The organism is Arthrobacter sp. NEB 688 (genome assembly GCF_013201035.1).
In the GTDB taxonomy this organism is placed as follows: Bacteria; Actinomycetota; Actinomycetes; order Actinomycetales; family Dermatophilaceae; genus Phycicoccus.
In genome coordinates this window covers 757,878-775,058 of record NZ_CP053707.1, presented here as the reverse complement: position 1 = coordinate 775,058, position 17,181 = coordinate 757,878, and the positions used below count along the sequence as shown (strand labels likewise).

The 17,181-nt window shown below is 75.8% G+C and carries 22 protein-coding genes; 12 read left to right on the top strand and 10 right to left on the bottom strand.

From position 1 onward, the window contains the following. Nucleotides 1–342: 342 nt before the first annotated feature. Both HL663_RS03765 and HL663_RS03760 read right to left on the bottom strand, forming a co-directional pair. Nucleotides 343–825: a hypothetical protein gene (locus HL663_RS03765; protein WP_173027133.1), complete on the bottom strand. Its 483-nt coding sequence runs from the start codon at nucleotides 823–825 to the stop codon at nucleotides 343–345. Beyond that, on the bottom strand, nucleotides 822–1,406 hold the full coding sequence (locus HL663_RS03760; RefSeq protein ID WP_216842670.1) for an RNA polymerase sigma factor: 585 nt from the start codon (nucleotides 1,404–1,406) through the stop codon (nucleotides 822–824). The genes HL663_RS03765 and HL663_RS03760 overlap by 4 nt, the downstream gene beginning before the upstream one ends. Nucleotides 1,407–1,597: 191 nt before the next feature. On the opposite strand from HL663_RS03760, the gene HL663_RS03755 reads away from it, so the two are divergent. From HL663_RS03755 to HL663_RS03725, 7 genes are all read left to right on the top strand, one after another. Continuing rightward, nucleotides 1,598–2,140: an Asp23/Gls24 family envelope stress response protein gene (locus tag HL663_RS03755; RefSeq protein WP_173027131.1), complete on the top strand. Its 543-nt coding sequence runs from the start codon at nucleotides 1,598–1,600 to the stop codon at nucleotides 2,138–2,140. Further along, on the top strand, nucleotides 2,137–2,484 hold the full coding sequence (locus tag HL663_RS03750) for a hypothetical protein (RefSeq protein WP_216842669.1): 348 nt from the start codon (nucleotides 2,137–2,139) through the stop codon (nucleotides 2,482–2,484). Before HL663_RS03755 ends, HL663_RS03750 begins: the two co-directional genes overlap by 4 nt. Next, complete coding sequence (locus tag HL663_RS03745; protein WP_173027130.1) at nucleotides 2,484–2,663, top strand: DUF2273 domain-containing protein; 180 nt, start codon at nucleotides 2,484–2,486, stop codon at nucleotides 2,661–2,663. Before HL663_RS03750 ends, HL663_RS03745 begins: the two co-directional genes overlap by 1 nt. Then, the gene (locus HL663_RS03740) at nucleotides 2,656–3,006 is read left to right on the top strand and encodes an Asp23/Gls24 family envelope stress response protein (RefSeq protein WP_173027129.1); all 351 of its coding nucleotides are present in this window, start codon (nucleotides 2,656–2,658) and stop codon (nucleotides 3,004–3,006) included. Before HL663_RS03745 ends, HL663_RS03740 begins: the two co-directional genes overlap by 8 nt. Continuing rightward, a complete protein-coding gene (locus tag HL663_RS03735; RefSeq protein WP_173027128.1) occupies nucleotides 3,003–3,614 on the top strand; it encodes a DUF6286 domain-containing protein in 612 nt (203 codons plus the stop codon). The genes HL663_RS03740 and HL663_RS03735 overlap by 4 nt, the downstream gene beginning before the upstream one ends. Beyond that, entirely contained in the window at nucleotides 3,611–4,174 is a 564-nt protein-coding gene (locus tag HL663_RS03730) for a YbaB/EbfC family nucleoid-associated protein (protein ID WP_173027127.1), read from the top strand. The genes HL663_RS03735 and HL663_RS03730 overlap by 4 nt, the downstream gene beginning before the upstream one ends. A gap of 62 nt (nucleotides 4,175–4,236) precedes the next feature. After that, nucleotides 4,237–4,407, top strand: a complete 171-nt coding sequence (locus tag HL663_RS03725) for a CsbD family protein (protein ID WP_173027126.1) — start codon at nucleotides 4,237–4,239, stop codon at nucleotides 4,405–4,407. Between the two features lie 28 nt (nucleotides 4,408–4,435). Here HL663_RS03725 and HL663_RS03720 read toward each other — a convergent pair whose 3' ends face one another. Next, entirely contained in the window at nucleotides 4,436–5,239 is an 804-nt protein-coding gene (locus tag HL663_RS03720) for an alpha/beta fold hydrolase (RefSeq protein WP_173027125.1), read from the bottom strand. A gap of 50 nt (nucleotides 5,240–5,289) precedes the next feature. On the opposite strand from HL663_RS03720, the gene HL663_RS03715 reads away from it, so the two are divergent. Continuing rightward, on the top strand, nucleotides 5,290–6,615 hold the full coding sequence (locus tag HL663_RS03715; protein WP_173027124.1) for a condensation domain-containing protein: 1,326 nt from the start codon (nucleotides 5,290–5,292) through the stop codon (nucleotides 6,613–6,615). Here HL663_RS03715 and HL663_RS03710 read toward each other — a convergent pair. Beyond that, nucleotides 6,612–7,238, bottom strand: a complete 627-nt coding sequence (locus HL663_RS03710; protein ID WP_286175907.1) for a GNAT family N-acetyltransferase — start codon at nucleotides 7,236–7,238, stop codon at nucleotides 6,612–6,614. The genes HL663_RS03715 and HL663_RS03710 overlap by 4 nt on opposite strands. Before the next feature lie 291 nt (nucleotides 7,239–7,529). Here HL663_RS03710 and HL663_RS03705 point away from each other — a divergent pair, with 291 nt between their 5' ends. Both HL663_RS03705 and bfr read left to right on the top strand, forming a co-directional pair. Next, the gene (locus HL663_RS03705) at nucleotides 7,530–7,781 is read left to right on the top strand and encodes a (2Fe-2S)-binding protein (RefSeq protein ID WP_173027123.1); all 252 of its coding nucleotides are present in this window, start codon (nucleotides 7,530–7,532) and stop codon (nucleotides 7,779–7,781) included. Beyond that, nucleotides 7,768–8,262, top strand: a complete 495-nt coding sequence (gene bfr, locus HL663_RS03700) for a bacterioferritin (RefSeq protein WP_173027122.1) — start codon at nucleotides 7,768–7,770, stop codon at nucleotides 8,260–8,262. The genes HL663_RS03705 and bfr overlap by 14 nt, the downstream gene beginning before the upstream one ends. A gap of 98 nt (nucleotides 8,263–8,360) precedes the next feature. Here the strand turns inward: bfr and HL663_RS03695 are convergent, their stop codons facing one another. The 4 genes from HL663_RS03695 to egtB all read right to left on the bottom strand — a co-directional run bounded on the left by HL663_RS03695 (nucleotide 8,361) and on the right by egtB (nucleotide 12,361). Next, a complete protein-coding gene (locus HL663_RS03695; protein WP_173027121.1) occupies nucleotides 8,361–9,152 on the bottom strand; it encodes a 2-oxo acid dehydrogenase subunit E2 in 792 nt (263 codons plus the stop codon). Beyond that, nucleotides 9,149–9,934: an SDR family NAD(P)-dependent oxidoreductase gene (locus HL663_RS03690; RefSeq protein ID WP_173027120.1), complete on the bottom strand. Its 786-nt coding sequence runs from the start codon at nucleotides 9,932–9,934 to the stop codon at nucleotides 9,149–9,151. Before HL663_RS03690 ends, HL663_RS03695 begins: the two co-directional genes overlap by 4 nt. 115 nt (nucleotides 9,935–10,049) lie before the next feature. After that, nucleotides 10,050–11,042, bottom strand: coding sequence for an L-histidine N(alpha)-methyltransferase (egtD, locus tag HL663_RS03685; RefSeq protein ID WP_173027119.1), 993 nt, complete (start codon nucleotides 11,040–11,042; stop codon nucleotides 10,050–10,052). Next, on the bottom strand, nucleotides 11,039–12,361 hold the full coding sequence (gene egtB, locus HL663_RS03680) for an ergothioneine biosynthesis protein EgtB (RefSeq protein WP_173027118.1): 1,323 nt from the start codon (nucleotides 12,359–12,361) through the stop codon (nucleotides 11,039–11,041). The genes egtD and egtB overlap by 4 nt, the downstream gene beginning before the upstream one ends. Nucleotides 12,362–12,572: 211 nt before the next feature. Here egtB and HL663_RS03675 point away from each other — a divergent pair, with 211 nt between their 5' ends. Continuing rightward, a complete protein-coding gene (locus HL663_RS03675) occupies nucleotides 12,573–13,166 on the top strand; it encodes a hypothetical protein (RefSeq protein WP_173027117.1) in 594 nt (197 codons plus the stop codon). Then, entirely contained in the window at nucleotides 13,163–14,623 is a 1,461-nt protein-coding gene (locus HL663_RS03670; protein WP_173027116.1) for a SagB/ThcOx family dehydrogenase, read from the top strand. Before HL663_RS03675 ends, HL663_RS03670 begins: the two co-directional genes overlap by 4 nt. A gap of 100 nt (nucleotides 14,624–14,723) precedes the next feature. On the opposite strand, the gene HL663_RS03665 is transcribed toward HL663_RS03670, so the two are convergent. Next, nucleotides 14,724–15,644: a lantibiotic dehydratase C-terminal domain-containing protein gene (locus HL663_RS03665; RefSeq protein WP_216842668.1), complete on the bottom strand. Its 921-nt coding sequence runs from the start codon at nucleotides 15,642–15,644 to the stop codon at nucleotides 14,724–14,726. Nucleotides 15,645–15,649: 5 nt separating this feature from the next. Then, nucleotides 15,650–17,161 carry a hypothetical protein gene (locus HL663_RS03660; RefSeq protein ID WP_173027114.1) on the bottom strand — a complete coding sequence of 504 codons (1,512 nt, stop codon included), beginning with the start codon at nucleotides 17,159–17,161 and terminating at the stop codon, nucleotides 15,650–15,652. Nucleotides 17,162–17,181: the final 20 nt, after the last annotated feature.

Sequence of the window (17,181 nt, the reverse complement as noted above, 5' to 3'; positions counted from 1 at the left end):
GTCTGCACGCCGTCGGTCGTGGTGCGGGTGGTGGCGTCCGACGTGGGGTGATCACCCCACATCCGGCGCCAGGAGCGGCGCCACGGTCGGAGCCTCGCCCGGCTCCGGGAGCTCCGGTGTGTGCATCGATCGTCGACAGCGTCAGATGCTGCACGCCTGCGGTCGGGTGGGTGTGCATCAATGGTCGAAAGCGTCGATTTCTGCACGCCGTCGGTCGGGCGGGCGGGCGTGCATCTTTCGTCGAATGTGTCGAATCCTGCACGCCGGCGGTCGGGCGGGCGGGCGTGCATCTTTCGTCGAATGTGTCGAATCCTGCACGCCGGCGGTCGTGCCGGGAGTCGGTCAGACGATGACGTCGTCGATGGTGACCTCGACCGGGACACCGTCTGACGCCAGCGCGTCCGCCCCGAGCGTCTCGACGACCGCGCGCGCGACGGTCGTGCGGACGGCGCTCGCGGCATCCGCGAGGATCGCGCCGTACGTGGCGGTGACGTGCACGGCCACCGAGGTGCAGCGGTCGTCCTCGAGGCCGACGCGGATCTGCGTGGGGGTCACGCCGACGAGAGCCGACACCGCCTCGCGCAGGACCCCGACGAGCACCCACTCGCGCACGACGAGCACGTCGTCGTCCCCGGCGGGCGAGGGGAAGGTCGCGTGGACCGGCCGCGAGCGGCGGGTCGTGGCGCGCACGGTGGAGCGCACGCGCGCCGAGACGTCGATGAACGACTCCGGGTCCTCGGACGCGAGCAGGCGCGCGGACCGGGCGAGGAAGGCCTCCTCGTCCGTCGTCAGCGGCCGCTCCGCCGCCGGGTCCGTGCCCGTCATGCCCGCCACTCTTTCATCCCCTCCGCGAGCGCGCGTCGTGCGCGGAACAGCTGGCCCCGGACCGTGTCCGGGGTGGTGTGCAGCACCTCGGCGACCTCGGCCTGGCTCAGGCCCTCGACCTCGACGAGGACCCAGACCGAGCGCTGGCGCTCCGGGAGGGCCCGCAGCGCGGCCTCGAGCGCGTCGCGCAGCTCGAGGTCCGAGGCGGCCTGCACCGGGTCGGCGTCGTCGGGCCGGTCGAGGACCTCGTCGGTCACGGGGACGGCCTTGCGGCGCCGGCGCGAGCTCTGCACCTTGTGCACGAGGATGCCGAACAGCCAGGTCCGCAGGGCCGAGCGGCCGTCGAAGCGGTCGAGCGACTGCCACGCCGCGACGAGCGCGTCCTGCACGAGGTCCTCGGCCTCGCCGCGGTCCGGCGTGGCGCGCAGCGCGTAGCGGGTGAGGGCCGGGCCGTGCCGGGCGACGATGGTCTCGAAGGCCCGCCGGTCGCCGAGCGCGGCGGCGCGGGCCAGCGCGAGGTCCTCGTCGCGGGAGGTGCCGGGGGGCGACGAGGTCGCCGCACCCTGCAGGGTCGCGGTCACGCGGCTCGGTACCTCCGTCTCGGGCGGCCCCATCGGCCGTCTCACCTGCGACAACGCTGCTCTATGACACAAGGGTTACCCGCTCGGAGCGGATGTGACACGGCTCACACCGACGTCCGCGTGCGGATCCGTGCCCCCACCGCGACTGAGGGTGTGAACGACAACGGACCACCTCACCAGGAGCTGACGTCATGACCGACACCACCGCCACCCCCCAGTCCGGCAGCACCCCCGCCGGCTCGTTCTCGACCAAGGACCTCGCGCACGACGCGAAGGACACCGCCAAGGACCTGGCGAAGGACGCCAAGGACACCGCGAAGGACCTCACGACGAGCGACAAGGGCTCCGTCGAGACCTCGCACGGCCGCACCGTCATCGCCGACACCGTCGTCCTCAAGATCGCCGGCATCGCCACCCGTGAGGTCTCCGGCGTGGCCGACCTCGGCCGCGGCGCCGCCCGCGCCGTCGGCGCCATCCGTGAGCGCATCTCGGGTGTGGGCGTCGACAACACCCAGGGCGTGAGCGTCGAGGTCGGCGAGAAGCAGGCCGCCGTCGACGTCGACATCGTCGCCGAGTACGGCGTCGCGATCTCCGACCTCGCCGAGGCCATCCGCACCAACGTCATCTCGGCGGTCGAGCGGATGACCGGCCTCCAGGTCACCGAGGTCAACATCACCGTCCACGACGTGGCGCTCGACGACGACGCCGACGAGACCTCCGAGCGGGTCCAGTGACCGAGCGCGACGAGCTCGTCGACGGCATCGCGACCGCGGTGCGCGCCGTCCCCGGCGTGGTCGACCTCCACGCGGGTGCGCTCGGCGAGGCCGTGACGCTCCTGCCGGGGCGCCGCGTCGCCGGGCTGCGCATCGCCGACGACCACGTCGAGGTGCACCTCGCCGTCGAGCACGAGTCCGCCATCCGCACGGTCGCCGACGACGTCCGCAAGGCCGTCGCCGCCGTCCGCCCCGGCCCGGTGACCGTCGTCGTCGAGGACGTCGTCCAGGACGCCCCCGACGACCCGCCCACCACCCCGGCCCCCGAGAACACCCACGACCCCCTCCCCGAACGGAGCTCCTGATGAACACTCCCGTCATCGGCCTCATCGCCGGTCTCCTCCTCGCCCTCGCGGCGACCACCGGAGGCTTCGGCGGCTTCCTCCTCGCGATCGTCCTCGGCGGCGCCGGCTTCCTGCTCGGTGCGCAGCGCGACGGCTCGGTCGACCTCGGGGCCCTCGTCCCGAACCGGAACCGTGGCTGACGGGCTCGCCCCGGCCGCCACGCGTGGACGCACCGTCATCGACGACCGGGTCTACGAGCGGACGGCACGGGCCGCGACCCTCGCCGCGCGTGACGTGGTCGAGCACCGCGGCGCCGGTGCGCTCGTCGGGCGCTCGCTCCCCCGCGTGGAGGTCCGGCGCAGCGACGACCACGTGCGCGTCCGCCTCGACGTCGCCCTCGCGTGGCCCACGCCGCTCGACACCGCGACCGCGGCCGTCCGTGACGCCGTCGCCGACACGCTGACCCGCGTGACCGGCTCCACCGTGGACGCGGTCGACGTGACCGTCACCCACCTCGAACCCCAGGACAGGAGGCACCGATGAGCACCACCGAGACCCTGCCGGTCTCCCGGACGGAGCCGGCCCGGACCTCCCGCGACGCGCAGGTCACGACGCCTGCCGTCGACGCCCCGGCCGGGGCGCCCCCGGCCACCGCGACCGGAGTCGTCATCTCGCTCGTCCTCGTGGCGCTCGGTGTGGTCGCCGTCCGTGACGCGCTCGTCGCGCTCGGCTGGGTCCCCGGCCCGTCGTGGCTCGAGCCCGCCGCGAGCTGGCTCGCCGACGGCGTCGGCAAGGACGTCTGGGTGCTCGTGGTCGCCGTGCTCGTGGCCCTCGTCGGTCTCTGGCTCGTGCTGCGGGCCTTCGGCCGCCGGCCGCGCACCGCGGTCTCCCTCGGGGACGGGACGAACGCGTGGCTCGAGCCGCGCGACGTCGCCCGCGTCGCCGACATCGCGGCCTCGGACGTCGACGGCGTCGTCACCGTCCGCTCCCGCGCCGCCAAGCGCTCCGTCAAGCTGCGCGTGACCGTCGTCGACACCGCCCGTGACGGCGCGAAGGGCGCCGTCCAGGACGCCGTCCGCGACGCCCTCGAGGGCCTGGACCCCACCCCGCGCGTGTCCGTCAAGGTCTCGACCCTGGGAGGCAAGCGATGACCCGCTCCGCGATGCGGCTCGACCGCACCCTGACCTTCGTCGTCGGCCTGCTGCTCCTCGCGGGCGGCGTGGCCCTGGGCCTGTGGTGGGCGGGCGTGCTCGCCCCCTCGGCCGACACCCTGGCCGTCCCGGCCGCCGGCTCCTGGGCCGCCGCGTCCTGGTGGACCTGGCTCGTCGCCGTCGTCGGCGTCGTCCTCGTCCTCGCGGGCCTGTCCTGGCTCTCGGCGCACCTCAAGCGCGTCGGCATCCGGGCCATCTCGCTCCCGGGCAGCGGTGAGGACGGGCGCCTGCGCCTGCGCCTCGGCGCCCTCGCCGACGTCGTCGCCGCCTCGGCGGAGACCCGGCTGGCCACCGAGTCGGCCTCCGGATCCGTGGGTTCCGGCACCGACGCCGGGCTCGTCGAGGTCACCGTCACCGCCCGCCACGACGCCTCGCTCACCGAGCTGCGCCGTGACCTCGCGGCCGTCGACGCCGAGGTGGCCACCGCCACCGGTGGCGCCGTGCCGGTCCGCTACCTCGTGAAGGTGCACCGTCCGCCGCGGAACGCCGCCACGACCTGACCCGTCCGGGTCACCCCGCACCACCCCGACCGAACCATCACCACCAGAGAGAGGAAACCATCATGGGTATCGCTGACAAGGCCAAGAACGCCGCGCAGGACCTCACCGGCAAGGCCAAGGAGGTCATCGGCGAGGCGACGAACAACGAGCGTCTCGAGGCCGAGGGCAAGGCCGACCAGGCCGAGGCCAAGACCAAGAAGGCCGGCGAGAACATCAAGGACACGCTCTCCTGATCCTCGCCGCACCACGCCGGAGGGCCCGTCACCGCAGGGGGTGACGGGCCCTTCGCGCGTGCGAGGCCACGTGGTCGGCGACGAGCCCGGGCCACGCCATGATCCCGTAGGGCGTGCGGGCGACGACGAGCCGGCTGTCGTCGACGAGCTCGTGCAGGAGGGCCGCGGTGCTCAGGGGATGGCCCGGGTCGTCGCTCCACGCGAGGACGAGGGTGGGGACGTCGATGGCGGTCAGCGCCTCGGCCGGCGGCAGGTCGGTGGAGGCCGCACCGCGCAGGACGCTCGGCAGCAGGTGCTCCGATACGGCGGGCTCGGTCAGGGGCGCGTCGGCCATCGCGGGGGGCGGACCGGTCGTGGCCGCGCGGGCGACGAACGCGGCCAGGCCCTCGCGCTCGACGAGCTCGGCGCTCGCGAGGTAGGCCGCGGACTGCGCGCGGCGGGTCGTCCAGGCCGTCGGCGGCACGGCGAGCGTGAGGCTGGCGAAGCGGCCGGGGTCGCGGACGGCCGCGTGCAGCAGCGTCGCCGCGCCCATCGACGGGCCGAGGCCGTGCACCGTCTCGCCGGGGGCGACGTGGTCGAGGAGCGCCAGGAGGTCCTCGGCCAGGTGGTGCCAGGCGTAGGACGCGGGGTGCCGGTCGCCCGTGGAGCGCCCGTGGCCGCGCGCGTCGTAGCGCAGCACCCGGTGGTGGCGCAGGGCGCGGGCGAGGTCGAGCCCCATCCGCTCGTCGCGCTCGCGGCAGGAGGTCAGGCCGTGCAGCTGCACGACGAGGGGGCCGTCGTCACCGGCGACGTCGTGGTCGAGCGTCGCGCCGTCGAGCTCGAACGTGGGCACCGCGCCTCCAGGGCCGTCCGTCGTCGGGGATGCGCCTAGAGTACGGCGGCATGCGCCTGACCAACGTCGCGCAGATGGCCCTCCCCGACGGGCGCGTCCGCAGCCTCGGCGTGGTCGTGCCGCCCTCGCGCGGACGGGCGCTGCCCGTCTCGTTCGACCAGGGGCGCCACGTCGGCGAGGGTGACCGGCCCGGCTCGTGGATGGCGGTGGCGGTCCGGCTGCCGGGGGCTGTCGACCCGGACGCCCTCGGGGAGGCGTGGTGGGCCGTCGTCAGGCGGCACGGCACGCTGCGGACGGTGTTCTCGCGCAACGACTCCGGCGAGGTCGGGCTGCACGAGGTCGAGGTGCTGCCGGGGTCGTGGGTCGAGCACGCGCCGGACGGCCGACCGGCACGGGAGGTGCTGCGTGAGGTCCTCGACGCGACCTGCCGCTCGTACGCGGCTCCGGCGCACCGCATCTGCCTGGTCGAGCCGGACGACGGGACGCGCCCGGTGCTCGTCGTCGCGGCCGAGCACGCGCACGTCGACATGTGGAGCCTCGTCGTCCTCGTCCGCGACCTGCTCACCTGCCTCGACGACGTCGTCGCGGGTCGCCCGGTCGGCGCCGGGCTGCCGGACGCGCCGGCCTTCGCCGAGCACACGGCGGCGCTCGCGGACCGCCCGCCCGCCCCCGGGGAGGTCCGCCGCCGGTGGGCCGACGTCCTCGAGGCCGAGGGCGGGGTCATGCCGCTGTTCCCGCTGCCGCTCGGCGACGTCTCACGGCCGCTGCCCGAGGTCGTCGAGGTCCGTGACGTGCTCGATGCCGACGGGGTCGACCGGCTGACCGCGCGGGCCCGGGCCGACGGCGTCCGCATCGTCGCGATGGCCACCTCGGCGCTCACCCGGGCCTCGCGCGAGCTGGCCGGGAGGCCGCTGCGGGCGGTCTTCCCGGTGCACAGCCGCTACGAGGAGCGGTGGCACGACGCCTGCGGCTGGTTCATCACCAACGCGGTGCTCGAGTCGTTCGACCCCGAGCCGGCCGCCTGCGCCACCGCCGTGCGCGAGGCGCTGTCGCTCGGGTCCTGGCCGCTCGCCCCGATCCTCGCGCCGTGGGGCGGGATGCCGCAGGCGCCGGGGATGTTCGCCGTCTCGTGGCTCGACACCCGCCGGCTGCCGGTCGAGCTCGACCCCGCGCTGGAGCTGCAGTACGTCTCGGCGCGCATCCGCACCGACGGGGTGATGGTCTGGTTCGTCGTCAACGGCTCCGGGCTGCACCTGCGCTGCCGGTACCCGGACACGCCGCAGGCCCGCGAGAACGTCACCCGCTGGCTGGACGCCGTCGAGGCCGGGCTGCGGTCCGACGTCGCCGGTGCGGCCGGCCCGAGTGCCCAGCCCTAAGGGCGCGGCAGGTCGACGCCGAGAAGGGTGACGCCCTCGTCGCCGCCGAGGGGCCGCAGGCCGAGCCGGCGGTAGAACGCGATCGCGCCGGGGTTGCGCGGGTCGACGCCGAGGTGCAGCCCGGGGACGCCGGCGCCCGCCAGCTCGTCGAGGACGGCCTCGACGAGCCGGCGCCCCCATCCGCCGCCCTGGAGGCGCGGCAGGAGGTCGACGTGCAGGTGGGCCGGGTGCGTGGCGAGCAGCGCGGGGTCGGTGCGCGGGCCGGTGTGGATGCGCTCGACGACGGCCGCGTCCGCCGGGGTCGCGCCGCTGCCGCGCGGGTGGCGCTCGCGCAGCGCCGGCCACCAGCGCGCGTCCAGCCAGTCCTCGAAGGCGGCGGTGTCGGCGGCCGCGACGCAGTACCCGGCGACCCCGAGGCGGTCCTCGACGACGAGCGCGAGGCATCCCGGGCCGTGGAGGTAGGGCTGCGCCCAGACCTCGCCGAGCACGTCGGGGTCGGCGTGCAGGGCGGCGGCGTCGCGGCCGGCCGCGCCGGTCCGCAGGCAGACCCGGCGCAGGTCGGCGGCGTCGTCCGGGGTCGCGCGACGCATCCGCGGGACGTCGGGGCGGGTCGGCGGCGGCACGCATCCACCGTAGGCCGCCCTCCGCCGGAAGGCGCTCGCCCCTCCTCGACCCCGGTGCGGGCTACACCGCAGTCAGTGCTGCCACAACGACACTGACTGCGGTGTAGCCGAGACCGTGGTCGCGCCAGGGGTGACGGTGGCCACGGGGCGCCGCCGACGGCCTGCTGCGGCGGGACGATGGGAGCGGGCCGGGTCCGCCCACCCAGCGGACGCTTAGGTAAGCCTCACCTTCATGTGGTTAGGTATACCTGACCACGGGAGCCCGTGGGCCGGGAACCAGGAGGAGCAGCGGTGATCATCTGCCAGTGCCGCGTGGTCAGCGACACGGCGGTGCACGCCGCCGTCGAGGCCGGCGCCACGACGCTCGCCGAGGTCTGCCGCACGACGGGCGCGGGGACGGACTGCGGGGGCTGCGTCTTCACCGTCAAGGCCCTCGTCTGCGAGCATGACGTCCTCACGGCCCGCACGATGGACGACCTGCACCACCTGACCGTCGGCCGGGCCGCCATCCCCGACCAGGAGGACCTCCGTGCAGCCAGTTGACCGCCGGGTCGTCGACCTCTTCAACGAGGCGCTGACCTTCGAGCTCACCGTCACGAACACCTACTTCCTCCACGCGCGGATGCTCGACAACTGGGGGTTCACCAAGCTCGGCAAGGTCTTCTACGACCTGTCCATCGACGAGATGAAGGACGCCGACGCCCTCATCAACCGGATCCTCTTCTTCGAGGGGCACCCGAACGTCCAGAAGCTCGGGGCCATCCGCGTCGGCGAGACCGCCGAGGAGATGCTGCGCCTCGCGCACGCCTCCGAGCTCGAGGCCATCGCGCAGTTCAACGCGGCGGCCAAGGAGTGCCACGCCCTCGGCGACCACGGCTCGGCGTCGATCTTCGAGGAGATGGTGCGCGACGAGGAGCGGCACGCCGACTTCTTCGAGTCGCAGCTCGAGGCGATCGAGCGGATCAGCATCCAGCAGTACCTCGCCCAGCACATGCAGGCGGGCACCGGGCCCACGCCCGAGTGACCTGACCCCGTCCGCTTCCCTCCCACTGGTTGCGAGTTCCGCCGCTGGACCCGCGCCGGACCGGCGCGTCGACCGGCAGAACTCGCAAGAAGTCGGGGTCAGGCGGGGGTGTCCATCCGTTCGGGATGGGTGAGCAGGTCGACGACGGTCGACTGCAGGCGGCCGGCGTGCGCGCCGTCGACGATGCGGTGGTCGGCCGTCGCGACGAGCACGGCGACCGGACGGACCTCGACCTGCCCGTCGACGGCGACCGGGCGCTCGCGGACGGCCCCGACCGACAGGTAGACCGGCGTGCGGGCGAACGGGGCCGGCGCGAGGTAGGCCTCGTCGAGCCCCAGCGGCCCGACGTTGGAGACGAAGCCGGTGCCGAGGGGTCGCCCGGGCTGGCCGAACGCCGGCAGGCCGAGGCCGCCGACGAGCAGGCTCGCCGTCGCCATGACGGGCCGCATGACGAACCACGGGGCGATGCGCACGAGCCCGTTGGTGCGGCGGTGGTGGCGGTCGCGCCGGGCCCGGACCGCGCCCACGGCCTCGTGGACGCGGGTCGCGACCTCGACCGGGGTCAGCCGGTCGGCGTGCTCGACGCGCACCGGCGCGAGGTCGACCCCCTCCTCGATGTCGACGGCGAAAGCGATGGTGCAGTCCTCGATGGGGTGCAGGCGCCCGAGCACGACGCGCGCCCGGGCCTCGGGGACCTCGCGCAGCCCGCGGGCCAGGGCCGCGCCGACGAGGTGGGTCAGCGTGACGCGCACGCCGGTGGTCTCGCGCAGGTGCTCGAGGTGCGCGAGGGCCGCGCTGACGTCGAGCTCGGTGCGGGCCTGGATGCGTCCCTCGGCCGGCGGGCGCCACGTGGCGACGGCGATCTTGCGGCGGGTCGACCGGATGCTCATCCGCGGATCCCGGTGAGCGCGAGCCGGACCGCGAGGCCCGGAGCCGCAGCGAGGGCCGCGAAGGGCGCCGCGCGCCGGGGCAGCCGGACGTGCGGCCGACCGGCATCGACGGCGTCGAGCAGGGCCTCGGCGGTCGCGGCCGGGTCGAGGTCGCGCAGGACCCGCAGCCGACGGGCCCGGGCGAAGGCCGCCTCGGCCGGTGCGTGCCGGCGGGCGCGGTCCATCATCGAGGAGTCGACCGGCCCGAGCTCGGCGACGGTGGTGCCGATGCCCGAGCCACGCAGCTCCAGGCGCAGGCCGGCCGCAGCCCGGGTCAGCCCGGCCTTCGTGGCGCCGTAGGGGCCGAGCCCGGGGAAGGTCGCGACCCCGGCGAGGGAGGACACCCACACGAGGTGGCCTCGGCGGCGGGCGCGCATCCCCGGGAGGGCCAGGCGGGTCAGCTCGAGCGGGGCGCGGAGGTTGAGCGCGACGGCGTCCGCCAGGGCGGAGGCGTCGAGGTCGTCGAGGCGCCCGACGAGCTCGACCGCGGCGTTGTGGACGAGGACGTCGGGCGGGCCGTGGGCGGAGGCGCTGGCGGCGAGCAGCTCGGCCGGGCCGCCGGGCGTGGCCAGGTCGGCGACGACGGGGTGGGCGCCCGTCCGCGCGGCGAGGGCGTCGAGTGCGTCCCGGCCGCGGGCGGTGACGGTGACCCGGGCGCCGCGCGCGGCGAGGCCCTCGGCCAGGCGGGTGCCGATCGTCCCGGTGGCCCCGGTGAGCAGGACGTGGGCCCCGTGGAGTCGCATCTGCCCAGTCTCCGTGACGTCGTGGGGGCGGGCGACAGCGCGCCCGACCGGTCGTGGTCGGTGTGGAACGTGCGGCCCCGCGGGCACCCGACGGCGCCCGCGGGGGGGCGGGCCGTCAGTCGCGCCGCGCGAGAGTCAGGGCGAAGTCGCCGGCGTCGTCGGTCCACGTGCGCTCGACGGTGAACCCGGCCTCGCCGAGCTCGGCGGCGATGCCCTCGCGGCGGAACTTCGTGGAGATCTCGACGCAGATCTCCTCGCCGGTGGCGAGCTCGACGACGAGGTCGGCGCCCGGCACGGTGACCGTCTGCGGCTCCTCCGCGCGCAGCCGCATGTCGATCCGCTCCATCCGCGGGTCCCAGAACGGGACGTAGCTGAAGGCCCCGGGGTCGAAGTCGGCCCCGAGCTCGCGGTTGACGACGAGCAGGCAGTTGCGGATGAACCGCTCGGTGACGCCCGCGGCGTCGTCGTAGGCGGCGACGAGCCGGTCGGCACCCTTGACGAGGTCGGTCCCGAGCAGCAGCCACTCGCCGCTGTCGAGGGAGTCGGCGAGGGCGCCGAGGAAGGCGGCCCGCTCCTCGAGGTAGAAGTTGCCGATCGTGCTGCCGAGGAAGGCGACCATCCGGCGGTCGCCGCGCGGCAGCTGGCCGAGGTGGAGGGTGAAGTCGCCGACGACGGCCTCGACGGCCATCCCCGGGTAGCGGACGCTGAGCATGGACGCGGCGTCGCGCAGCGTGCCGTCGGAGACGTCGACCGGCACGAAGCGCGCGAGCGGGCCGTGCGGGCGCTCCGGGGAGCGGAAGGCGTCGAGGAGCGTGCGGGTCTTGTCGCTCGTGCCGCTGCCGAGCTCGACGAGGGTGGAGGCGTCGCAGGCCTGCGCGATCTCAGCGGCGTGCGCGGTGAGGATGGCCCGCTCGGCTTCGGTCGGGTAGTACTCGGGCAGGCGGGTGATCTCGTCGAAGAGGTCGGCGCCGACCGGGTCGTAGAGCCATTTCGGGGGCAGCCGCCGCGGCCGGCCGCCGAGCCCGCGGCGCACGTCGTCGACGAGCGACCCGGAGGCCCAGTCGGGGTCGAGCAGCACCCGGACGCGGGGCTCGACGACGCCGCTCACGCGTCGGCTCCGGTCGCCGGACGGGTCTGGGGCGCCCCGCCGTCGGCGAGGCGGACGCCGGAGAGCGCCCACCGCGAGCCGTGCGGGAAGAAGTTGCGGTAGGTGAGCCGGGCGTGGGCCGGCGGGGTGAGCGCGCAGCCGCCGCGCAGGACCATCTGGTTGGACATGAACTTCCCGTTGTACTCGCCGATGGCGCCCGCCGGGGGGTGGAAGCCGGGGTAGGGGTGGTACGCGGACGAGGTCCACTCCCAGCAGTCTCCGTACACCTGGCGCAGCCGGTGCTCGCCGTCCCGCTCGGGGGCCGCGGTCGGGTGGAAGTGGCGCAGGTCGGCGAGGTTGCCGCCGGAGTGCGCGGCGTCCGCCTGGCCGTCGACGACGACGGCGTGCTCCCACTCCGCCTCGCTCGGCAGCCGCTTGCCGGCCCACGCCGCGAAGGCGTCGGCCTCGTAGAAGCTGACGTGGCTGACCGGCAGGGCGGGGTTGACCGGCCAGGTGCCGTGGAGGGTGTGCTCGAGCCAGACGCCGTCGTGCTCGGTCCAGTACAGCGGGGCGCGCCAGCCCTCGGCCCGCACCCGGCCGAGGCCGTCCGAGAGCCACAGCTCGGGCCGCTCGTAGCCGCCGTCGGCCATGAACTCGAGCCACTCGCCGTTGGTCACGAGGCGGTCGGCGAGCCGGTAGGGCTCGAGCCACTGCCGGTGCCGGGGCAGCTCGTTGTCGAAGGAGAAGCCCTCGCCCTCGTGGCCGATCTCGACGAGGCCGCCCTCGACGTCGACCCAGCCGAGCGCGTCGGGCTCACCGAGGTCGGGGCGCGTGCCGCCGTAGACGGGCTCGAGCGGGTTGCGGGAGAGGACGTGCTTGATGTCCATGAGGAGCAGCTCCTGGTGCTGCTGCTCGTGGTGGAAGCCGAGCTCGATGGTCGGCGCGAGCTTCTCGAGACTGCCCTCGTCGAGGCGCTGGACGAGGTCGCGCACGCGCGCGTCGACGTTGCCGCGGTAGACCCCGACGTCGTGGGCGCCGGGGCGCGTGACGATGCCGCGGTCGGCCCGGGAGAAGCGCGGGCCGAGGCTCTCGTAGTAGCTGTTGAAGAGGAACCAGTAGCGGTCCTGGAAGGGCGCGAAGTCCTGCTCGTGCTCGCTGAGCAGGAAGGTCTCGAAGAACCACGTGACGTGCGCGCGGTGCCACTTCGTGGGCGACACGTCCGGCATCGACTGGACGGTCTGGTCCTCCGGGGAGAGAGGAGCCGCGAGGGTCTCGGTGTGCGAGCGGACCTCGTCGTAGCGGGTGGTCAGGGTGCTGGCGTCCCACGTCGAGGTGGACATGGCGGCGCTCCTCTCGGTCGGGCCGGTCGGGCGTGACGTCCATCCTTACCCACCGCACCGACAGCGGACACCCCCGGCACGCACCGGTCATCGGGGCGACCGTCGCCGTCCACCCGGATGACAGGTGTCATCCCCGACCGGTGGCGGCTGCCACTGCCCCCCGGACGGTCCCGCGGCGAGGCTGGACCGACCACCGAGAGAGGACCGTCCGATGACGACGACCCACCACCCGTCGGCCGCCCGGGTGCCGACCGACCGGCCGCACCGCGGCATCCAGCACCTCCTGCACCCGCAGGTGCTCGGCGTCATCATCGGTGGCTCGGGCGCGAGCGCGTTCGTGCACGTCAACAAGGACCTCCTGCCCGGCGCGTGGCCGACGGTGGCTCTGCTCGCCTGGGCCGGGGCGCTGCTGGTGTGCGCCTGGGCGGTGCTGCTGCGCCCGCGGCGGCTGCGCGACGTCGGCCCCCCGCGGCCCGGCGCCGGGCTCGTCTACAGCGCCTCCGTCGTCGGGATGCTCGCCGGCTTCGCCGTCGGGCGGCTCGTCCTCGACGCGGTCGACCGGCCGGAGCTGATGCCCGCCGTCGTCGTCGTCGCGGTCGGCCTGCACTTCGTGCCGTTCGCCCGGGCCTTCGAGGCGCCGGTCTTCGGAACCCTCGGCTGGTCGCTCGCCGCGATCGGCGTCGTCGGGCTGCTGCTCGGGCTCGTCGCCGGGGCGGTGCCCGTGGCGGCCGCCGCGGTCGTCACCGGCGTCGTCATGCTCCTGCTCATGGCGCTCGACGCCGTCCGTCCCGGCGTCGCGTCGTGACCCCGGACACCGGTCTCCTCGAGGCCCCGACGACCGTGCTCACCGCCTGGCCCGGCCTGCGGGACGGCGTGAGCGCCCGGGTCGAGGGCACCGACCTCGTCCTCACCGGCGAGGGACGCACGACGCGGCTGCGCGGCATCCCCGACGCCCTGCGCCGCCACCTCGCCGAGGGCCGCCCGGACGCGAGCGAGGCGGTCCGCGAGGCCACCGAGCGCCTGCTGGCGCGGATGGGGCACCTGACGACGACCCGGCTGCGCCGCGACGCCCACGAGGTGATGCGCCACGAGTCGACGACCCGCTCGACGGCCTACGAGCCCGCGGTCCTCACGGACACCGACGTCCTGCGCCTCGACCGGTTCGCGCTGCTGCGCACGCGGGGCGACGTCCTCGTCCTCGAGTGCCCGCGCGCCACCCACCGCTTCGTCCTCACCTCCGACCTCGCCCGCGCCCTCGCCGGCGACCTCGGCACCCCCCGCCGGGTCCGGGACCTCGTGACGGGCACGGCCTGCGAGGACGCGGCCGCCGAGGTCCTCGGTCACTGGGTGGGTGCCGGCCTCGTCGAGCGGGCCCGCCCGGACGGCGGCTTCGCGACGGACACCGACCCGGCCCTCGTCCAGTGGGACTTCCACGACCTCCTGATGCACAGCCGCAGCCGCTCCGGCCGCCACGACGAGCCGCTCGGCGCCCTCAGCCCGCACCGCGGCCGCATCGACCCGCTGCCGGCGGTCGTCCCCCCGCGCGCTGACGCCCTCGCGGTCGTCGACCTGCCGCGCCCGGCGGCCTGGACCGGCGGGCTGAGCCTCGCCGAGGCGGTCGAGCGGCGGCGGTCCATCCGCGACTACGCCCACGCGCCGGTGACGCTCGAGGAGCTCGGCGCCTTCCTCCACCGCTCCTTCCGCGACCGGGCGCGCTTCGACCCGCCGGCGGACGCCGGGCAGGAGTCGAAGGTGTCGCGGCCCTACCCGAGCGGCGGCGGCCTCTACGAGCACGAGCTCTACCTCACCGTGCGGCGGTGCGAGGGGCTGGCGCCGGGGATCTACCACTACGACGCCCTCGGGCACCGCCTCGAGCTCGTCACCGACGACCCGGGGTCGGGGGCCGCGATGCTCGCCGTCGCCGCCGCCGCGACGGGCCATCCCGCGAGCCCGGACGTGCTCGTGACGCTCACCGCGCGCTTCCAGCGGATGTCGTGGCGCTACCGGTCCATCGCCTACGCCAACGTCCTGCGCACGACGGGGGCGATCTACCAGACGATGTACCTCGTCGCGACCGATCTCGACCTCGCCCCGTGCGCGCTCGGCAACGGTGACGCCGACCTGGCCGCCCGCGTGCTCGGGCTGGACTACCTGCGCGAGTCGTCGGTCGGGGACTTCGTCCTCGGGCGCCGCGACCCGCGCGACGTCGTCGAGGGCGCGCCGATGGCCGGCTGGACCGTCCTCGACGAGCCGACCGCCTGAACGTCTCCCCGGACGGGCGTCGGAGGGGCGCGACCGTCGGGGGTGCCCGCCCGGGGGCCGGTGCGGAGCCGCGCGCCGGCCGGACGTTGGGGCGGGGGGGTCAGGCCGGGACCAGGGAGGACGGGACCGGGAGGCCGAGGTCCGGGACGCTGCCGGCGGGCGCCGGGAAGGTCGCCGCGAGCACGGCGTAGGTGCGCAGCTCGTCGAGGATGGTCAGCCCGAGCCGGTTGTGCGTCATGTGGACGTGGGACGAGACGACCGTGCCGGGCAGGGGAACCCCGGCCGTGGTCAGCGTGCCGACGAGGCCCGCGACGTCGTCGTGCCAGCCCCGCGCCCACCCGGGCAGCTCGGCGAAGGCCGCCGGGGACGGGGCCGCACCCACCGCGGCGACGCGGGCGACGAGCGAGGGCTCGTACCCGTAGGAGGCCGCCCAGGCGGCCCACGAGCGCCGGCCGATCTCGTGGAACACGGCGCGGGCGACGTCCGGCCCGACCGAGCGTGCGGCGGCCTCGGTGAGCCGCAGCGCCGCCTGCCGCCGGGCCCCGAGGTCGGGGAGGCGGGGCAGCAGCCGGACGACGAGCTCGCTCGAGCGCGCGAACAGCTCCTCGGAGGCGTCCATCACCGCCGCGCCGCCGTACCGCTCGAGCTCCGGCTCGTAGTCCGCGCCGTGGACGCCCGGCGGGCGCAGGGCCCCGACGCGGCGGTTCTCGCCGGTCTCGCCGCGGGCCTGCCGCCCCGCCTCGGCCGCGTAGGCCGCGGCCTCGACGGGCGGCTCGTCGTGGCGGGGTGCCCCGTGGTGCGTCAGCAGCTCCTCGAGGCGGGCCGTCAGGCGCGCGGCCGCGGCGTCGTCGAGGTCGCGCACCCGCAGGCGGACGTGGGGGCCGCCCTGCCAGTACCGGACGAAGAACCACGGGCGGCCGGTCTCGGCCGCCGCGGGGGCGACGACGTGCTCGACGACGCGGTCGAGCGCGCTCACCGCCCCGGTCGCGAGGTGGAGGTGGCGGGAGGTCCAGCGGGTCACGGTCATCAGCTCCTGAGGTCGATCTGCAGCCCGCCGTGCGGGGCGTGGTGGGACACGACGACGGCGATGCCGGGCATCTCGTCGGGATCGAGGGCGAGCGCGTCGGCGACGTCGCGCTCGTCGAGGGCCCGGACCGGCCGGGCCACGAGGTGGCGGGCGGCGGCGCCGAGCCCGAGCCCGTGGACGCGCCAGCCGGTCGCGACGTGGGTCGCCGTCCAGGCGCCCGGTCCGGCGCACCCCACCGATGCGCGCGGGCGCGTGGTGACGACGAGGACGAGGGGGGCGCGGGCGATGTCGTTGCGGGAGAGCTCGTCCGAGCCGTAGAGGTAGGACCCGGCGAGCCGCTGCACGGCGTCGTCCGGGACGTCCGTCCGGTGGTGGAAGCAGCCGTCGAGCACCTCGTGCACGCCCGGCTCCAGCCCGGGCACGTCGCGCACGACCGCGTGGAGGCGCAGGCCGTCGACCGCGTCGTCGACCGGGGACGGCGCGAGGGGCCACCGGACGAGCGCCTGCGCGTCGTCGAGGGACACGGGGGCGTCGGCGACGCGGAACCCGTAGAGGCCGCGGGGCATCCGGCCGGCGCTGCGGCGCCAGAGCACGTCGGCCCAGGTGCCCGTGCCGTCGTCGTGGTCGGCCGGCAGGCCGGGGGCGACGGCGACCGGCGGACGCTCGAGGGTGTGCGACCGGTAGACGCGGGCGAGGTCGGCGGCGGCGTCGTCGAGGTGTCGCCCGGCAGCCGGGACGGACGGGTCGGTCGCGGCGGACAGGTCGGTCGCGGCGGATCGTCCCGACCGTGGCACCCCGTCGGGCCGTCGGGTGGTGGCCGCCGTGGGGGTCAGGACCCACGGCGGCGACCAGCGCCCGGGCTCGCGCCACAGCCGCGCGGGTGCGCCTGTCTCCCAACCCGGTCGGGGCGCGTGCAGCGTGAGGGGCAGGGAGTCCAGCCGCGAGAGCGCCGCGAGGTGCCGCACGAGGATGCCGGTCTCGAGGGCGACGAGGCTGCCGCGGAACCACCCGTAGCCCGACGGCACGGCGTCCCACCGGCCGGTCAGGGCGACGGCCCCGGCCGCGTGCTCCGGGTCGGCGGCGACCCCGGTGGCCAGCACGGCGCGCCGGTCCGGGTCGAGGACGTGCCACTCCCCGTCGACGACGACGGACGCGACGACCGGGAAGAGGCAGCGCGGTGAGGCGTAGGCACGGTGGTCGTTGTAGGGGTCGTCCGGGTCGCGCCGGACGGCCGCGACGGCCCGAGCGGCGAGCCGGAGGAGGGCGTCCGGCCCGGCCGCCGGCGTGCTCCGGGCATCCCCGGTCGGGCTGTCCCCGAACGTGGTCCGCCGTGCGTCGTCCCACAGCCCGCGCGGCCACGGCTGCGTGGTCGGCGCTCCCGCCACGAGGGACGAGAGCGGCTCGGGGGGCGGCGGCGACGCGTCGCCCGCCTCGCCGCGCAGGACCCAGGGCGCCGGCTGCGGACGGTCGACCCCGAGCGCGTGGTCGTACCAGAGGGTCTCGCGGTCCACCGCGCCCTGGCGCGCGGACC

Coding starts and splice junctions, on each gene's coding strand:
- HL663_RS03765 (WP_173027133.1), bottom strand. CDS start 825: ATGACGGGCACGGACCCGGCGGCGGAGCGGCCGCTGACGACGGACGAG.
- HL663_RS03755 (WP_173027131.1), top strand. CDS start 1,598: ATGACCGACACCACCGCCACCCCCCAGTCCGGCAGCACCCCCGCCGGC.
- HL663_RS03745 (WP_173027130.1), top strand. CDS start 2,484: ATGAACACTCCCGTCATCGGCCTCATCGCCGGTCTCCTCCTCGCCCTC.
- HL663_RS03735 (WP_173027128.1), top strand. CDS start 3,003: ATGAGCACCACCGAGACCCTGCCGGTCTCCCGGACGGAGCCGGCCCGG.
- HL663_RS03730 (WP_173027127.1), top strand. CDS start 3,611: ATGACCCGCTCCGCGATGCGGCTCGACCGCACCCTGACCTTCGTCGTC.
- HL663_RS03725 (WP_173027126.1), top strand. CDS start 4,237: ATGGGTATCGCTGACAAGGCCAAGAACGCCGCGCAGGACCTCACCGGC.
- HL663_RS03715 (WP_173027124.1), top strand. CDS start 5,290: ATGCGCCTGACCAACGTCGCGCAGATGGCCCTCCCCGACGGGCGCGTC.
- HL663_RS03695 (WP_173027121.1), bottom strand. CDS start 9,152: ATGAGCATCCGGTCGACCCGCCGCAAGATCGCCGTCGCCACGTGGCGC.
- HL663_RS03690 (WP_173027120.1), bottom strand. CDS start 9,934: ATGCGACTCCACGGGGCCCACGTCCTGCTCACCGGGGCCACCGGGACG.
- egtB (WP_173027118.1), bottom strand. CDS start 12,361: ATGTCCACCTCGACGTGGGACGCCAGCACCCTGACCACCCGCTACGAC.
- HL663_RS03675 (WP_173027117.1), top strand. CDS start 12,573: ATGACGACGACCCACCACCCGTCGGCCGCCCGGGTGCCGACCGACCGG.